The organism is Enterobacter sp. PL1, from assembly GCF_945957325.1.
GTDB classification, from domain to species: Bacteria; Pseudomonadota; Gammaproteobacteria; order Enterobacterales; family Enterobacteriaceae; genus Enterobacter; species Enterobacter roggenkampii.
Genome location: NZ_CAMFKT010000018.1, coordinates 34,580 through 51,299, shown reverse-complemented (window position 1 = coordinate 51,299; position 16,720 = coordinate 34,580). Strand labels below are relative to the sequence as shown.

The 16,720-nt window shown below is 59.9% G+C and carries 13 protein-coding genes; 9 read left to right on the top strand and 4 right to left on the bottom strand.

Going from position 1 to position 16,720, the window contains the following annotated elements:
* Positions 1-2: 2 nt before the first annotated feature.
* The 3 genes from N6P30_RS16520 (at position 3) to N6P30_RS16510 (ending at position 3,680) form a co-directional block, all read left to right on the top strand.
* The gene (locus N6P30_RS16520; protein WP_023293863.1) at positions 3-1,301 is read left to right on the top strand and encodes a serine hydrolase domain-containing protein; all 1,299 of its coding nucleotides are present in this window, start codon (positions 3-5) and stop codon (positions 1,299-1,301) included.
* Positions 1,302-1,581: 280 nt separating this feature from the next.
* Positions 1,582-2,895 (top strand): MFS transporter, encoded by a 1,314-nt coding sequence (locus N6P30_RS16515; protein ID WP_023293862.1) that lies wholly within the window; start codon positions 1,582-1,584, stop codon positions 2,893-2,895.
* Complete coding sequence (locus tag N6P30_RS16510; RefSeq protein WP_023293861.1) at positions 2,892-3,680, top strand: substrate-binding domain-containing protein; 789 nt, start codon at positions 2,892-2,894, stop codon at positions 3,678-3,680. The genes N6P30_RS16515 and N6P30_RS16510 overlap by 4 nt, the downstream gene beginning before the upstream one ends.
* Here N6P30_RS16510 and N6P30_RS16505 read toward each other — a convergent pair.
* The 3 genes from N6P30_RS16505 to N6P30_RS16495 all read right to left on the bottom strand — a co-directional run bounded on the left by N6P30_RS16505 (position 3,655) and on the right by N6P30_RS16495 (position 6,321).
* The gene (locus N6P30_RS16505) at positions 3,655-4,554 is read right to left on the bottom strand and encodes a LysR family transcriptional regulator (protein ID WP_023293860.1); all 900 of its coding nucleotides are present in this window, start codon (positions 4,552-4,554) and stop codon (positions 3,655-3,657) included. The two genes, N6P30_RS16510 and N6P30_RS16505, sit on opposite strands and share 26 nt — an antisense overlap.
* 94 nt (positions 4,555-4,648) lie before the next feature.
* Positions 4,649-6,178 carry a cryptochrome/photolyase family protein gene (locus N6P30_RS16500; protein WP_023293859.1) on the bottom strand — a complete coding sequence of 510 codons (1,530 nt, stop codon included), beginning with the start codon at positions 6,176-6,178 and terminating at the stop codon, positions 4,649-4,651.
* Complete coding sequence (locus N6P30_RS16495; protein WP_071530926.1) at positions 6,175-6,321, bottom strand: DUF2256 domain-containing protein; 147 nt, start codon at positions 6,319-6,321, stop codon at positions 6,175-6,177. The genes N6P30_RS16500 and N6P30_RS16495 overlap by 4 nt, the downstream gene beginning before the upstream one ends.
* Before the next feature lie 216 nt (positions 6,322-6,537).
* Between N6P30_RS16495 and mtfA the strand changes: the two genes are divergently transcribed.
* On the top strand, positions 6,538-7,335 hold the full coding sequence (gene mtfA / locus N6P30_RS16490; protein ID WP_023293858.1) for a DgsA anti-repressor MtfA: 798 nt from the start codon (positions 6,538-6,540) through the stop codon (positions 7,333-7,335).
* Here mtfA and N6P30_RS16485 read toward each other — a convergent pair.
* Positions 7,332-8,543 carry an MFS transporter gene (locus N6P30_RS16485; RefSeq protein ID WP_023293857.1) on the bottom strand — a complete coding sequence of 404 codons (1,212 nt, stop codon included), beginning with the start codon at positions 8,541-8,543 and terminating at the stop codon, positions 7,332-7,334. The genes mtfA and N6P30_RS16485 overlap by 4 nt on opposite strands.
* Positions 8,544-8,681: 138 nt before the next feature.
* Here N6P30_RS16485 and N6P30_RS16480 point away from each other — a divergent pair, with 138 nt between their 5' ends.
* The 5 genes from N6P30_RS16480 to N6P30_RS16460 are packed head-to-tail and all read left to right on the top strand — an operon-like array spanning position 8,682 to position 16,648.
* Positions 8,682-10,424: an IucA/IucC family protein gene (locus N6P30_RS16480; protein WP_023293772.1), complete on the top strand. Its 1,743-nt coding sequence runs from the start codon at positions 8,682-8,684 to the stop codon at positions 10,422-10,424.
* Complete coding sequence (locus tag N6P30_RS16475; RefSeq protein WP_021241408.1) at positions 10,424-11,371, top strand: GNAT family N-acetyltransferase; 948 nt, start codon at positions 10,424-10,426, stop codon at positions 11,369-11,371. Before N6P30_RS16480 ends, N6P30_RS16475 begins: the two co-directional genes overlap by 1 nt.
* Positions 11,368-13,110: an IucA/IucC family protein gene (iucC, locus tag N6P30_RS16470; RefSeq protein WP_021241409.1), complete on the top strand. Its 1,743-nt coding sequence runs from the start codon at positions 11,368-11,370 to the stop codon at positions 13,108-13,110. The genes N6P30_RS16475 and iucC overlap by 4 nt, the downstream gene beginning before the upstream one ends.
* Entirely contained in the window at positions 13,107-14,432 is a 1,326-nt protein-coding gene (locus tag N6P30_RS16465; protein ID WP_021241410.1) for a lysine N(6)-hydroxylase/L-ornithine N(5)-oxygenase family protein, read from the top strand. The genes iucC and N6P30_RS16465 overlap by 4 nt, the downstream gene beginning before the upstream one ends.
* A gap of 26 nt (positions 14,433-14,458) precedes the next feature.
* Entirely contained in the window at positions 14,459-16,648 is a 2,190-nt protein-coding gene (locus N6P30_RS16460) for a TonB-dependent siderophore receptor (protein WP_032663244.1), read from the top strand.
* Positions 16,649-16,720 lie beyond the last annotated feature (72 nt).

The following is a 16,720-nucleotide window of genomic DNA, read 5'->3' as shown; positions in this document are numbered from 1 at the left end:
ATATGAAAAACAGTAAAGTAAACCATGCCCTGCTGGCGGGCCTTGTCTTCAGCACCCTGATCTCCCCTGCGGCAGTGGCGGCCTGTAAAGGCACCGACCTCAGCGCCTGCCCTGCCCCCTTCGACACCACGCTGCCTGACACCCATAAGATGCTCACCTGGAGTCAGGCCGATCGGGTGGTGGGCTTTCGCAATGACTACCGCAACTACACCGGGGATGTTTTCCACCACGGTAACGCTGTGCCGCTGGAAATGTCGGACAAGCCGCTCACGGACGCACACTATCAGGTCAACGGCAGGCGCTACGGCCTTAAGGACTACCTCCAGCGGCAAAACGTCAGCGGCATGCTGGTGCTGAAGGACGGCAAAACCGCCTGGAAGTATCTTGGAGAGGGCAATACCGACTCGACGCTCTGGACCTCGCGCTCGGTTGGGAAATCGGTGGTATCGGCGCTGGTGGGCGTGGCCCTCAAAGAGGGAAAAATTCACTCGCTCGACGACCTGGTCACGCGGTATGAACCCGACCTGAAAGGCACCGCGTGGGACGGCGTGACGCTTAAGCAGCTTATCACCCATACCTCCGGCGTGGCCTGGAACGAGGATTACACCAACCCTAAATCCGACTTCGCGCAGCTCACCGAGTGCGAGGCGAAGCCGGGTACCTATGACTGCGTGCGCAAGCTGGTGAAGGGGTTACGCAGGGCGCACCCGGCCGGAGAGAACTGGTCTTACTCTTCGGGCGGCGCCTGGCTGCTGGGTGACGTGCTGGAGCGGGCCACCGGCATGACGCTCGCAGCCTATCTGGAGAAAAGCATCTGGCAGCCTTACGGCATGGCGAGCGACGGCGTGTGGCATGCCTACAGCAAAGGCCAGCACGACGTCGGCGCGCACGGCTTTAACGCCACGCTGGAGGACTGGGGACGCTTCGGGCAATTTATCCTGAACAACGGTACGTTACCGAACGGTAAGACCATCCTGCCGGAAAACTGGATCCGGCAGTCGTCAGACTGGACGAAGGCCAAAGGCTCGGTCTCAGACGCCCATCCCGAGGGGCTGTACGGCTACCAGTGGTGGAACAATGAAGTGCCCGCCAACGCCGCGGGCGTAGAGCCGACGGCACAGGATTCGCTGAAAGGTTCGCTCTGGGCGCTGGGCATTTTCGGACAGATGATCGTGGTGAACCCGAAGGAAAATCTGGTCATCGTCCAGTGGTCTACCTGGCCGCAGGCGGAACCGTCCTTCAGCGCCCAGCCGCTGGAAGCCTCTCTGATGTTTAGCGCGATTGCCAGGGCGCTGCGCTAAATGGCCTCCGCCGGGTAATAAAGCGGTTACCCGGCTCATTCTGAAACGCGCCTCTGCGCCACATCACAAAATCGCAATATCAGAGACTTACAGAATATTGGTGAATAAAAAGCCAACATTTTGTTAAGTTATTGTTGCCATTAATTGTATTTATTCGCCGGATTATATTCATGCAAGAAATGCATCAGTCGATGCGGCATTTGCGCTTATCTAATTCCTCATCCTGATCCAGTTTTCAGAAACAGACGCGTAAAACGTCAACAATAAACTGGAGATAACCATGTTTTCCTCAACCTCACCTGCAACCGTACGTTCGAAGGCGGGCGCGATACTTCGCGTCACGTCCGGCAACTTTCTTGAGCAATTCGATTTCTTTCTGTTCGGCTTCTATGCCACCTACATCGCCCACACGTTCTTCCCGGCGAGCAGTGAATTTGCGTCGCTGATGATGACCTTCGCCGTCTTCGGCGCGGGCTTTTTGATGCGTCCAATCGGCGCCATTGTGCTGGGGGCTTATATTGACAAGGTTGGCCGCCGCAAAGGGCTAATAGTGACGCTTTCCATTATGGCGGCAGGCACCTTCCTGATCGTGCTGATCCCGTCTTATCAAAGTATTGGGCTTTGGGCGCCGCTGCTGGTGCTGACGGGCCGTCTGCTGCAGGGCTTTTCCGCCGGCGCGGAGCTTGGGGGCGTGTCGGTCTATCTCGCGGAAATCGCCACACCGGGCCGCAAGGGCTTTTACACCAGTTGGCAGTCCGGTAGCCAGCAGGTCGCCATTATGGTCGCCGCCGCAATGGGCTTTGCGCTGAACGCGGTGCTGGAAGAGAGCGCCATCCGCGAATGGGGCTGGCGCATCCCGTTCCTGTTCGGCTGTTTAATCGTGCCGTTTATCTTTTTCCTGCGCCGCAAGCTGGAGGAGACGGAAGAGTTCAGCGCGCGCCGCCATCACCTGGAGATGCGCCAGGTCTTTAAAACGCTGCTCGCGAACTGGCAGGTAGTGGTCGCGGGCATGCTGATGGTGGCGATGACCACCACGGCCTTTTATCTGATCACCGTTTATGCGCCCACCTTTGGTAAAAAGGTGCTGATGCTGAGCGCGTCAGACAGCCTGCTGGTCACGCTGCTGGTGGCGATCTCTAACTTCGTCTGGCTGCCGGTGGGCGGTGCCCTGTCGGACCGTTTTGGCCGCAAGCCGGTGCTGATTGCCATGACCCTGCTGGCGCTGGCGACCAGCTACCCGGCCCTGACGCTGCTGGCGAACGCGCCCAGCTTCTCGATGATGCTGAGCGTGCTGCTGTGGCTCTCCTTCCTCTACGGTCTCTATAACGGCGCGATGATCCCGGCGCTGACGGAAATTATGCCTGCTGAAGTCCGCGTGGCAGGCTTCTCTCTGGCTTACAGCCTGGCAACGGCGGTGTTCGGTGGCTTTACCCCGGTGATGTCCACCGCGCTGATTGAATACACCGGTGACAAAGCCTCGCCGGGCTACTGGATGAGCTTCGCTGCGGTATGTGCCCTGCTGGCAACGCTCTACCTCTACCGCCGTCGTGCGATGTCGCTGCAAAATACCGTCAAGTCACAGGGGGCCGCATGAAACGCACGTCTCGCTATACCGCCAGCGCGCTGGTGCTGATGTTCCTGAGCGTGAGCGCCTGCGCGCAGGACGTGAAGGTCATGATTTCCGGCGGTTTCAAAGCCGCCCTGGAAAAGCTGGCGCCGGAGTATGAACGCCAGACCGGGGATAAAATTGTGGTCATCCCCGGCCCCTCAATGGGCAATACGCCGCAGGCGATCCCAAACCGGCTCGCGCGCGGCGAGAAGGCCGACGTGGTGATTATGGTGGGTGATGCGCTGGAGAAGCTCGAAAAGGCCAGCCAGACCCGGCCGGGTTCGCGAACGGAACTTGCGGACTCTCCCGTCGGCATGGTGGTAAAAAAAGGAGCGGATATACCGGACATCAGCAGCGACGCGAAACTGCGTGAAACGCTGCTGCAGGCCAGCTCCATCGCCTACTCTGACAGCGCCAGCGGCAGGTACGTCAGCCAGGGGCTGTTCAAAAAGCTGGGCATTGAAAAGGAGGTCGCCGATAAAGCGACAATGGTCGAGCGCATTCCGGTCGCCTTAGAAGTGGCAAAAGGAAAATACGCCGTCGGTTTCCAGCAGGTTAGCGAGCTGTTGCCGGTTCAGGGCGTCACCTTTGTCGGGAAAATCCCTGACAATGTGCAATACATCACGCGCTTCGCGGGTGCGGTCACTCGTCACGCTGAACATCCTGACGAGGGGAAAGCGCTGTTGACCTATCTCGCCTCACCGCCCTCACGCGCCGTCATCGAGAAGACGGGGATGATCCCCGTTACGTCCGGCGATACTGCTCGGTGATCTGCTTTTCCAGTTCAGCCGCAATGTAAGACTGGATGCGCCCCCGGCGCCGGATAAGCCCAACGGTGCGTTTCACTTCCGGCGCCACCAGCGGCAGATGCGTCAACAGCGTGTGCTCTGAGGTCGGCATTGACATGGCGGGAACGGCAGCGATGCCAATCCCCGCCTCTACCATACCGAGCATCGTGGTGACGTGACGCGTTTCGCAGACGCTGGGGCGCCCGGGAACTATATCCCCCAGCATCCGATCGAGCAGGTTACGGTTACCTGACGTTTTATCGAGGGAGATATAATCCTGCTGGTAAAACGCCTGCCACGTCAGGTGACTCTTCTGCGCCACGGGGTGATCCTTTCGGCACGCCGCGACGTAGACATCCTCCACCAGCGGCAAAAATTCGATTTCAGACGGCAGGTTTCCTGCGAAGCAGATGCCGAAATCCGCCTGGCTGCGGGCCACGGCGTCAATCACATTCCCCGCGCTGCTGTCGATGAGCTTGATGCGAACGCGCGGATAGCGAGACTGAAAACGCCGGATCACGTCAGGCATAAAGTAACAGGCCGCGGAAGGTACCGCGGCAACCGCGATCAGCCCCGTCCGCTCTTCGCTGGCCTTATCGACATCCGCGAGCATTGACTCCACGCTGTCGAGCAGCTGCGCGGAGCGCTCGGCAAAGTTTTGCCCGTAGAGCGTCAGCGCCACGCGGCGGGTGGTGCGATCGAACAGCCTGTTTCCCAGCGCGGCTTCCAGCTTTTCAATCCTGCGGCTCAGCGCCGACTGGGATAAGCAGATAGATTCAGCAGCGACACGGAAGTTACCGTATTCCACTAACGCTCTGAAAGCATAAAGATCGTTAAGGTCAAAATTCACGGGCATAGCGTCTGGATGTCCTGTCAGGGAATACGCAACAAAGTCAAAAATAATAGCGTCTTATTGACCTGCCGCAACCGGCCAGGCGTTGAAATACCGATCAGAGGTCGTTGAGATGCAGGCGGACGTACCCGGCGCGGTCGGCAATGGCCTGCCGATCCTCTTCCGTCATGTCCGCAAGCTGTTTAAAGACAATGCCCAGGCGGGGATTGTTGCCGAGACGCGCCTGATTGCGCGCAAAGAAGTCCCAGTAAAGGGCATTGAAGGGGCAGGCCTGCTCTCCGGTACGCTGGTTGTGCTGATACCGGCACCCCTGACAGTAATTACTCATCTTATGAATGTATGACGCGCTTGAGACGTAGGGCTTACTGGCCAGCAACCCGCCATCGCCAAACTGGCTCATGCCGAGGGTATTGGGCAGTTCCACCCACTCAAAGGCGTCCATATAGACGCCCAGATACCATTCATGAACCGCCTGCGGCGACAGGCCGCTGAGCAGGCTAAAGTTTCCAATGACCATCAGGCGCTGGATATGGTGGGCGTAAGCCTCGGTGAGCGACTGCCCAACGGCATGCGCCAGGCAGCGCATCTGCGTTTTGCCCGTCCAGAACCAGTCCGGCAGCGGGGCGTGCTGGTCTAAGGCATTCAGTTCCCGATAGCCGGGCATCTGCGACCAGTAGATCCCGCGCACATACTCCCGCCAGCCGAGAATTTGCCGGATAAACCCTTCAACGGCAGGCAGCGGCGCGTGGCCCAAACGCCACGCCTGCTGGGCGGCGGCAACCACTTCCCGCGGATTAAGCATCTTTGTATTCAGCGCAAACGAAATTAACGAATGGAAAAGAAAAGGTTCCTCCGTGTGCATCGCGTCCTGCCAGTTTCCAAACTGCGGGAGCACGTGCGTGATAAATTCATTCAGCCTGGCTTTGGCTTCAGAACGGTTGAGCGGCCAGCGAAAATTGTCGGCCTGCGGTTCGCCGAAGGTTTTTACGCCGCAGCGTTGGATCTCCGCCCATAAGGCGGAACGATCGTGGCAGGGACGCGCGTCCCCCGGCGCGGGAGGCTCGCCGGACCAGCGCTTGCGGTTTTCAGCATCGAAATTCCATTTCCCCCCTTCCGGCTCGCCTGCTGACGTCAACAGTACGCCATACTGACGACGCATTTCCCGGTAAAAGTATTCCATTCGCCAGCTTTTGCGCGACGCAAAAAACGCGCTGACCTGTTCCCGCACGGTGAAAAAATGCTCGCTGCTGACGCAGGCCGTGTCAACGGAGACCGTCTTCGCCCACGCCTGCAGCTGCGTATCAAGACGCCATTCGTCGGGCTCCTGCCATATCACCCTACCCGCGCCGTAATGCGCGACAAGCGCGTTGAGATTGTCTTCCAGCGCGCCGCGGTTTGAGTCATCAGAGAGCCGGACATACCTCACCCGATGCCCCTTCTCCTTTAATGCAGAGGAAAACGCGCGCATGGCGGCGAAGATAGCGATAACTTTCTGGGCGTGATGAAGCACATAGTCGGTTTCTGACCGGAGTTCCAGCATCACGTAAATGATGTTCGGACTGCAGGTATCAAACCAGCTGTGATGCGGATTAAGCTGATCGCCCAGGATCAGACGTAGCTCGGTCAACGGTGGCTCCTGCGACAGCGCTCAGAACAGTATTTAACCTCATTCCAGCATTTCGCCCATTTCTTGCGCCACGTCATGGGCCGCTGGCAGTGCACACACAGTCGACTGGGCAGGTCCTGCTTGTTACCTTTGAAATCGCTCATCTTTTCAATACCGTACTGATTTATTCACCCCACCTGCGGATAAAGGCTACGACAGACTTCACAAAATGAAGGTGATGCCCGCAAACCGCTACCCACCGCTACGTACGAAATGATAGTTTATTCAGGCTGGATTTGTCGCAGCAGGCGATATTCTGGCATCTTAACCGAATCTGACTTTCCCATTTTTGTTCAAGTGACGAGTTTGCGAGCAAAGCGATGATAAAGTGGCCCTGGAAAACGAATGAGGCTGGCCGGGATGTGGCGCTGCCATGGGATGACGCGCTGACGATCCCTGTTCTGGCTAATCTAAACCCGGATGAACAATCGAAACTGGTTCAGCTGGCGGATCGTTTTTTACAGCAAAAGCGCCTGGTGCCGCTGCAGGGGTTTGAACTCGATCCCCTGAAAAACGCCCGCATCGCGCTGCTTTTCTGTCTGCCGGTGCTTGAACTCGGCATTGAGTGGCTGGACGGTTTCCACGAAGTGCTTATCTATCCTGCGCCGTTCGTGGTGGATGACGAATGGCAGGACGATATTGGGCTGGTGCATAACCAGCGCGTGGTGCAGTCCGGACAAAGCTGGCAGCAAGGGCCGATTATCCTCAACTGGCTCGATATTCAGGACTCGTTCGACGCCTCCGGTTTTAATCTAATTATCCATGAAGTGGCACACAAGCTGGACACCCGCAACGGCGATCGCGCCAGCGGAGTACCGCTGATCCCGCTTCGCGAAGTGGCGGGCTGGGAGCACGACCTGCACGCGGCGATGGATAACATCCAGGATGAAATAGACCTGGTGGGCGAAAGCGCGGCCAGCATTGACGCCTATGCGGCAACCGACCCGGCAGAGTGCTTTGCGGTGCTCTCCGAGTACTTCTTCAGCGCGCCCGAGCTCTTCGCGCCCCGTTTTCCGGCCCTCTGGCAACGTTTCTGCCAGTTTTATCAGCAGGATCCGCTACAGCGCCTGCGGCAGAATGAGGCGTCCGGCGGGCATTCGTCCCGCCAGGTCCATTAAGCTTTTTCAGCAGGGGTACGCTCGGTTGACCATACCCCTATGCTCAGGGCTAAAAACAGCAATGCCATTCCCCACGCGGCCACCGTTAAAGACTGCTCCCCGTAAAAGCGCGTCACGACCGGCACAATCAGCGCGCTGACGCCGTAGCCTAACGTGTGGCTGGTGGCGATGACGCCCGCCCCTTTCCCCGTGGTTAGCCGATCGTTCAGCAGCAGCTGGTAGCCCGGCGTGGCCATCGCCGCCCCGAGTGACGTGATAACAATCCCCACGTAGAACAGCGCTAAACCGGCGACAGACATCAGCCCAAGACCGGCCACCATCAGCACCGCCGCGATGCAGAGCAATGTCACCGGGCTGAAATGCTGCGGGCGGACCACCAGAAACTGTGCCGCGAGCGTGGCCAGCGCGGCCACGCTCAGCAGGAGCGCAACATGATGGCTGATCTCCCGGGCGTTGCCGTTCAGCAACGGGCTTAGATGCGGTGACAGGCCAAGCTGCATCAGGCTCACCAGCGCCGCCAGCAGCAGCGCCAGCAGCAGGAACGGCAGCATGGAGGCCTGCAGGCGGGTTGCCTGGTGGGCTACCGGCGGCAGCGGCGGGTCAGCGACTTCGCGAAGCACCAGCAGCAGAGCGAGAAGCGGCGCAATCGCCATCAGCCAGAGCGGTGCTACCGGATTAACGCTGAGCATCAGCGCCGCCAGCGGCGGGCCGAGCAAACGCCCGCAGCTGAGGCCGGAGCTTATTGTCGCCAGCGCCGCCATTCTTTTCTCCAGTCCCGCACGTTGAATCGCCCACGTCTGGGCCGCAGGCACCAGCCCCGAGACCGTCAGTCCATAGAGCAGGCGCGAGAATATAAGCCCCGCCAGCCCCCAGACCGTATCCAGCCTTCCGGCCGCCATCGCCCAGACCACCAGCGCCATCACAACAAAACTGGCCAGATAGCCGCTTAGTGAGGCCAGCATGACGGACTTACACCCCTTCCGCTCGCTCTGACGCCCCCACCAGGGTGATGCCGGTAAAAAGAGCATGGATCCAAACATCAACAGCCCGGCCCAGACCGAGAGTGACAGCCCGGTCAGGGTGACCAGCTGCGGGAGCATCACCAGCAAACCGTTTTGCCCGATGCCCAGTAACCCCGCAGATAGCGCCAGAGGCCAGTTAGCTTTTGAAGTGACGTTTTCCGTCAAGGTTTCAGAGTCAGCGCGCATGAGAATGAGAACATAGTGTCAATAAATGTGTGGAAATTATGAAGTTTATGAAAACAAATATTGCAAAAATGGTTGCGAGTGTAAACAGAATGAATATCATAACGAGAATTATTATCAATCATGGAATGAGGTACATCTATGCGTGCTCTGCTCCGCGCCGCCGGTACAGACGTTGCAGCCCAGTGCTTTTTAAACGCCCTGTTGCGTGAAACGAAAGACTGGCGCTATCTCCCCGCTACCGATGCGGATGCGCTATCTGAGATCCATATCCCGCTTTCCCAAACCCAGGCGCTTCGGGTGCCGGTACGCTATTTCTCACCCACCCAGCATCATCAGTACCGTTTCCCGGCAACGCGGATTCAGAGCAACAGCGACAGGGGTGACGCCGTCACTTTCCCTCAACTGGTTGATTTAATTCTTGAAAAACCGTCCGTAAAAGGCTCGCTGGATGCCGATACGCTGGCGCGTTTTAACCAGCGCGTTCTCGAAAGCCATGCCCACACCTGGCAGGCGATTGATTTACGCCACCGCTGGGCAACCCTGCGCGATAAGCCGCTGACGTTTGCCGAAGCGGAACAGGCGCTGCTGGTCGGCCATGCGTTTCACCCGGCACCGAAGTCCCACGAGCCGTTCAACGAAGCCGAGGCGCGCCGCTACCTGCCTGATTTCGCCTCCCGCTTCCCGCTGCGCTGGTTTGCCGTTGAGAGCACGCTCGTTGCCGGCGACAGCCTGAACGCCTCCCTGCGTGAACGTCTGCTGCGCTTTGCGGCCCAGAGCGCGCCCGAGCTGCTCGGCCACTTTACCGACACCCGCTGGCTGCTGCCGATGCACCCGTGGCAGGCCGACTATCTGCTGGAGCAGGACTGGTGCCAGCGTCTGGTGGAAAACGGTTCGTTGCAGGACCTGGGTGAAGCGGGCGCACAGTGGCTGCCCACCAGCTCCTCCCGCTCGCTGTACAGCGAGACCAACAGCGACATGATTAAGTTCTCCCTCAGCGTGCGCCTGACCAACTCCGTGCGCACGCTGTCGGTGAAAGAGGTAAAGCGCGGCATGCGCCTGGCGCGTCTGGCAAAAACGGAACGCTGGCAGGAACTACAGGCACGCTACCCGACCATGCGCGTGATGCAGGAAGACGGCTGGGCGGGGCTGCGTGACGAAAGCGGCACTATTCAGGAAGAGAGCCTGATGGCCCTGCGCGTCAATCTGCTGTTCGATACGCCAGACACCCAGACCAACGTGCTGGTGAGCCTGACGCAGGCCGCGCCGGACGGCGGTGACAGCCTGCTCGCCGCGGCGGTGCGCCGTCTGAGCCAGCGTCTTGATTTACCGCTCGCCCAGGCCGCCCGCTGCTGGCTGGACGCCTACTGCGACCGCGTGTTACTTCCGCTGTTCAGCGCCGAGGCGGACTACGGTCTGGTCCTGCTGGCGCACCAGCAAAATATCCTCGTTGAGATGCAGCAGGATTTCCCGGTCGGGCTGATCTACCGCGACTGCCAGGGCAGCGCGTGGACCGAAAGCGCCGACGCGTGGCTGAAAGAGGCGGGCGAAACTGAGGTGGAAAACCGCTTTGGCGAGAGCCAGCTGCTGCGCTACTTCCCTTACTACCTGCTGCTGAACTCTACCCTTGCCGTCACCGCCGCCCTTGCCGCCGCCGGTTTTGACAGCGAAGAGAGCCTGATGTCCCGGGTGCGCGACGCGCTGGCAGAACTGCGCCGCACGGCGAAGCAGACCCGCTGCCTCGACTACGTGCTCGACAGCCCGACCTGGAACTGCAAAGGCAACTTCTTCTGCTACCTGCACGATCGCAATGAAAACACCATCGCCGATCCGGCGGTGATCTATTTCGACTTTAGCAACCCGTTCTACAAGGAGAAGGCGTGATGGCTATCGCGAATATCGTCCATTCCGGCTACTGCTTTCACTGCACCGCAACGGATCGCGCCCTGCCGCTGGCGTTGGGTCTCGACGGCAGCGCGGTGCTGGAGCGTCTGAAGGGGATCCCGGACGGCTGGCTGGTGGAAGCCCTGGATCAGCTGTTTGTGGCCGCCCCCGCGCTGACCGGCATTACGTTGCCGTGGGCGGACTGGCAGGATGAACCCCAGGCGCAGGCGCTGTTTGGCCTGGCCCACGGTGATTATCTGGCGCGCGACGCCTTCTGGCAGTTGCCGCTGTGGCTGAAGGGCGAACGCCCGCAGGCGAGCGGCGGAATGCAGTTTGACGAGAGCCGTCAACTGTACTTCCCGCTGCGCCCTCGCCGCCCGCAGGGTGAGGTGTATCGCCGTTACGATCCGCAAATTAAGCGTACCCTCAGCTTCCGCGTGGCCGACGTGGCGCTGGACGGCGAGCGTTTTACCCGCTGGATGAATAACCCGCGCGTGAACGCCTTCTGGGAGATGGCGGGCCCGCAGGCCGAGCAGGAAAACTACCTGCGCCGTCAGCTCGACTCGACCTACTGCTACCCGGTTATCGGCTGCTTCGACGATCAACCGTTCGGCTATTTTGAACTCTACTGGGCACCGGAAGACCGCATTGGCCGCCACTACCGCTGGCAGCCGTTTGACCGCGGGCTACACATGCTGGTGGGGGAAGAGAACTGGCGCGGCGCGCAGTACATCCGCAGCTGGCTGCGCGGTCTGAGCCACTACCTGTATCTCGATGAACCGCGCACCACGCGCATCGTGGCCGAGCCACGCTTCGACAACCAGCGCCTGTTCCGTCACCTTTCCTCTGCCGGTTTTGACACGGTGAAAGAGTTCGACTTCCCGCATAAACGCTCGCGCCTCATTATGAGCCAGCGTCACCGCTTCTTCAGCGAGGTGGGCCTGTGAACGCGCTCTGGGAAAAAGTGAACCGCGAGATGGTGGCGAAGATCCTCGCCGAGCTGGAATACGAGCGCACCCTGCGCGCCGAGCCGCTTTCGTCGGACGCCTGGCGCATCACCATGGGCAACGCGTCCTGGCAGTTTTGCGCCACGCGCGGGATCTGGGGCTGGCTGCATATCGACCCGGACAGCCTGACCACCGCCAGCGGCGATGCCGTCGAAGCGGAAAGCGCGCTGCTGCAGCTGGCGACGGTGCTGGAGATGAGCGACGCGCAAACGGCAGAGCACATGGAGGACCTCTACGCCACGCTGCGCGGCGACATGCAGCTGCTGCAGGCGCGTGACGCGCTGGATGCGGACGCGCTGATCCACCTCGATCCGGACGAATTACAGTGTCTGATGCGCGGTCACCCGAAGTTTATTTTCAACAAAGGTCGCCGCGGCTGGGGGCTGGACGCGCTGCGCCAGTACGCGCCTGAGTACCGCGGACGTTTTCGTCTGCACTGGGTTGCCGTTCAGCGAGAGCATCTGGTCTGGAGCAGCGACGCCGATTGCGATATCAGCGCCCTGCTGGCGAGCGCCATGGACAACGCCGAGCGCGCCCGCTTTGACGCCCGCTGGCAGGCGCTGGGCCTCGACGAGAGCTGGCTGCCCGTGCCGCTGCACCCGTGGCAGTGGCAGCAGAAGATTGCCATTCATTTCCTGCCGCAGCTGGCGCGCGGTGAGATGGTTGAGCTGGGCGAGTTTGGCGATGAGTACCTGGCGCAGCAGTCCCTGCGCACGCTCACCAACGCCAGCCGTCGCGCGCCGTTTGACATCAAGCTTCCGCTGACGATCTACAACACCTCCTGCTATCGCGGTATTCCGGGCAAATACATTGCCGCCGGGCCGCTGGCCTCGCGCTGGCTGCAGCAGCAGTTTGCCACTGACGCTACGCTTGCCCGCTCTGGCGCACAGGTGCTTGGCGAACCCGCCGCCGGATATCTGTCGCATCCGGGCTATGCGGCGCTGCCGAAAGCGCCGTACCGCTATCAGGAGATGCTGGGGGTGATCTGGCGCGAGAACCCGTCCTGCTATCTGCAGGAGGGCGAACAGGCGGTGCTGCTGGCGGCGCTGATGGAAACCGACAACGCCGGGCGCCCGCTCATCGACGCGTGGATCAGCCGTTCCGGGCTAAGCGCCGACGCGTGGCTGGAAAAGCTGTTTGAGTCATCGGTGATCCCGTTCTATCACCTGCTCTGCCGCTACGGCGTGGCGCTGATCGCCCACGGCCAGAACGTGACGCTGGTGATGAAAGACTCTATCCCGCAGCGCATCCTGCTGAAGGATTTCCAGGGCGATATGCGCCTGGTGGACGAGGATTTCCCGCAGGCCCGGAGCCTGCCGGAACAGGTGAAGGCCGTCACGGCGCGCCTGAGCGCGGATTACATCATCCACGATCTGCAAACCGGCAACTTCGTGACGGTGCTGCGTTTTATCTCGCGCCTCACGCTGCAAAGCGGCGTCAGCGAAACGCGTTTCTATCAGATCCTCGCCGGCGTTCTGCACCGCTATATGGCCGCGCACCCCGAGCTTGCCGAGCGCTTTGCGACGTTCGACCTGTTTAAGCCGCAAATTATTCGCGTGATCCTCAACCCGGTCAAACTGACCTTCTCCGAACACGACGGCGGCAGCCGCATGCTGCCGAACTACGTCACCGACCTTGATAACCCTCTTTTTCTGGCCTCCCGGGAGTCCGCGCAATGAAAACCTATGATTTCATCGGCATTGGTATCGGCCCGTTTAACCTTAGCATCGCCGCCCTCGCAGAAGGGCTGGACGGCTTTAGCTCGCTGTTTCTTGAGCGCAAACCGCACTTCTCCTGGCACCCGGGAATGATGGTGCCGGACTGCCACATGCAGACCAGCTTCCTGAAGGATCTGGTCAGCGCCGTGGAGCCGACCAACCGCCACAGCTTCCTGAACTACCTGGTGCAGCGTAAAAAGTTCTACCGCTTCCTGACCACCGAGCAGCGCACCGTTTCACGGGAGGAGTTTGCCGATTACCTGTGCTGGGCGGCGGACAACCTCACCAACCTCGCCTTCAGCCAGCAGGTACAGCAGGTGAGCTTTGATGAGAAAAGCGGCCTGTTTGAGGTAGTGACCCAACGCGATCGCTTCCTGGCGCGCCACGTCTGCGTGGGGATCGGTAAGCAGATCAACCTGCCGGACTGCGTCACGACGCAGGACGATAGCTGCTTCCATGCCAGCGAGATGATGCTGCGCACGCCGGATCTCGCGGGCAAGCGCGTTACCGTCGTCGGCGGCGGCCAGAGCGGTGCCGACCTGTTCCTGAATATTTTCCGTGGCGAATGGGGCCAGCCGCTGAGCCTGAACTGGGTCTCGCGCCGCAACAACTACAACGCGCTGGATGAAGCCGCCTTTGCTAACGAGTATTTCACGCCGGAGTACGTGGACAGCTTCTCCACGCTCGGTGAAGAGGCGCGTCGTCAGATGCTGCACGAGCAGAAGATGACCTCCGACGGGATCACCACCGAATCCCTGCTGGCGATTTACCGCGCCATGTACCACCGTTTCGAAGTGCTGCGTGAAAAACCCTGGGCGCACCTGATGCCGTCCCGCTCGGTGACGGCCCTGACGCGCCTGGAAAACGGACAGCGTCTGAGCATACAGCATCACCTCGACGGCGGCCGTGAGCAGCTGGAGAGTGACGTTGTGATCTTCGCCACCGGCTATCGCGCCGTGCAGCCTGCATTCCTCGCGCCGCTGTCTCACCGCCTGCATCTGGATACGGACGAAGCCTTCTGCATCAACAACGATTTCACCCTCGAATGGGACGGCCCGCAGAGTAACCGCCTGTTTGCCGTGAATGCCGGGATGCACCGTCTCGGCATTGCCGAACCCCAGCTCAGCCTGATGGCCTGGCGCGCGGCGCGAATTTTGAATCGCGCGCACGCCGACGAGCCGTTTGAGCTGGCTACCACCCCCGGCGTTATCCACTGGCGAAGCACCACCAGCCCGGAGAACAGCCAGGTTTTTAAATCATTAGCAAAAACCTCCGAGTACTGACACACACAATCAGGGTCAACATAACAATGAAACGTTCTCATCTTTGGGTTTTAAATCCTTGCTTGCTTGCAATGCTTTCTACCTCTGCGTGGGCGGAAGAACAAAAGGAAGAAAATATCGTGGTCTCCGCCAGCCGCGCGCACCGCAGCGTGGCGGAGATGGCGCAGACCACTTGGGTCATTGAGCGGGCTGAAATTGAGCAGCAGGTTCAGGGCGGGAAAGAGATTAAAGAAGTGCTGGCGCAGCTGATTCCGGGCATGGACGTCAGCAGCCAGGGACGTACCAACTACGGCATGAACCTGCGCGGCCGCTCCATGATGGTGATGGTGGACGGCGTGCGCCTGAACTCGTCCCGCAGCGACAGCCGCCAGCTCGACTCTATCGATCCGTTCAACATTGACCGTATCGAGGTTATCTCCGGCGCCACGTCACTCTACGGCGGCGGCAGTACCGGCGGTCTGGTGAACATCGTCACCAAAAAAGGCCAGCCTGAGACCGAAGTCGAATTCCAGACCGGGGCTAAAAGCGGGTTTAACAGCCACAACGACCACGATGAGAACGTGTCGGCAGCGGTCAGCGGCGGCAACGATAACGCGTCCGGTCGTCTGTCGGTGTCGTATCAGCGCTACGGCGGCTGGTATGACGGCAATGGCGACGAGGTGATCATTGATAACACCCAGACCGGCTTACAGTATTCTGACCGTATCGACGTGATGGGCACAGGCACCCTCAACATCGACGATCATCAGCAGCTGCAGCTGACGACCCAGTACTACAAGAGCGAGTCCGACGGCAAGCATGGTCTCTATCTCGGGAAGAACTTCTCGGCGGTCACGGGGGATGCGACCGCGTACAACAAAGGTAACCTCGATTCTGACCGCGTGCCGGGTACCGAGCGCCATCTGATCAACCTGCAGTACTCCAATACCGACTTCTGGGGCCAGGATCTGGTCGCGCAGATTTACTATCGCGACGAGAGCCTGACCTACTATCCGTTCCCAACCCTGACCAAAGGCGTGGTCACCAGCATCGGCGCGTCGCAGCAGAAAACCGATTTCTACGGCGGCAAGCTGACGCTGAACAGCAAACCGGTGGACGATTTGACGCTGACCTGGGGTATGGATGCCGACCACGAAACCTTCGATGCCAACCAGCAGTTCTTCAACCTGAAAAAAGCTGCGGCGAGCGGCGGCATGGAGCTGGATAACGCCTACAACGTGAGCCGCTACCCGGGTTATAGCATCACCAACCTCGCCCCGTTCCTGCAGGCCAGCTATGACATTGACGCCATCACCCTGAGCGGCGGCGTGCGCTACCAGTACACCGAGAACAAGGTGGACGATTTTGTCGGTTACACCCAGCAGCAGGCCATCGCTACCGGGAAAGCTACCTCCGCCGACGCGGTGCCGGGCGGGAAAACCGATTACAACAACTTCCTGTTTAACGCCGGGATCCTCGGTCGGCTGACCGAACAGCAGCAGGTGTGGTTTAACTTCTCCCAGGGCTTCGAAATCCCGGACCTGGCGAAGTACTACGGCTCCGGGACCTATCAGCTCAGCAACGGTCACTATCGCCTGCTGAACAGCGTCAACGTCAACGACTCGAAGCTGGACGGTATCAAGGTCAACGCTTATGAGCTGGGCTGGCGCTACACCGGGGATAACCTGCGCACCCAGGTTGCGGCGTATTACTCGCTCTCGGATAAAACCATCACCATCAACAAGACGGACATGACCATTAACCTGGAAGACGACAAGCGTCGTATCTACGGGGTGGAAGGTCAGGTGGACTACTTCTTCACCGACAGCGACTGGAGCACGGGCGCGAACTTTAACGCCATTAAGTCGGAAACTCGCGAAAACGGGAAATGGGAGAAGCTGACGGTAGACAGCGCCAGCCCGTCGAAAGCCAGCGCGTGGGTCAACTGGGCGCCGGGCGACTGGACCCTGCGCGTGCAGAGCACGCAGACCTTTGACGTCTCTGACGCCGACGGCAAGAAGATCGATGGCTATAACACGGTCGACTTCCTGGGCAGCTACGCCCTGCCGGTGGGTAAAGTCAGCTTCAGCGTGGAGAACCTGCTGGACAAAGACTACACCACCGCCTGGGGCCAGCGCGCGCCGGGGCTGTATAGCCCAACCTACGGTGCACCGGGTCTGTATACCTATAAAGGCCGTGGACGGACGTTTGGTCTGAACTACTCCGTTCTGTTCTAATCCTCAGCGTCGCCTGCGGGCGGCGCATTTTGCTGTGTAATTTCGAAGCAAATTTACTATAAAATCAGCGAT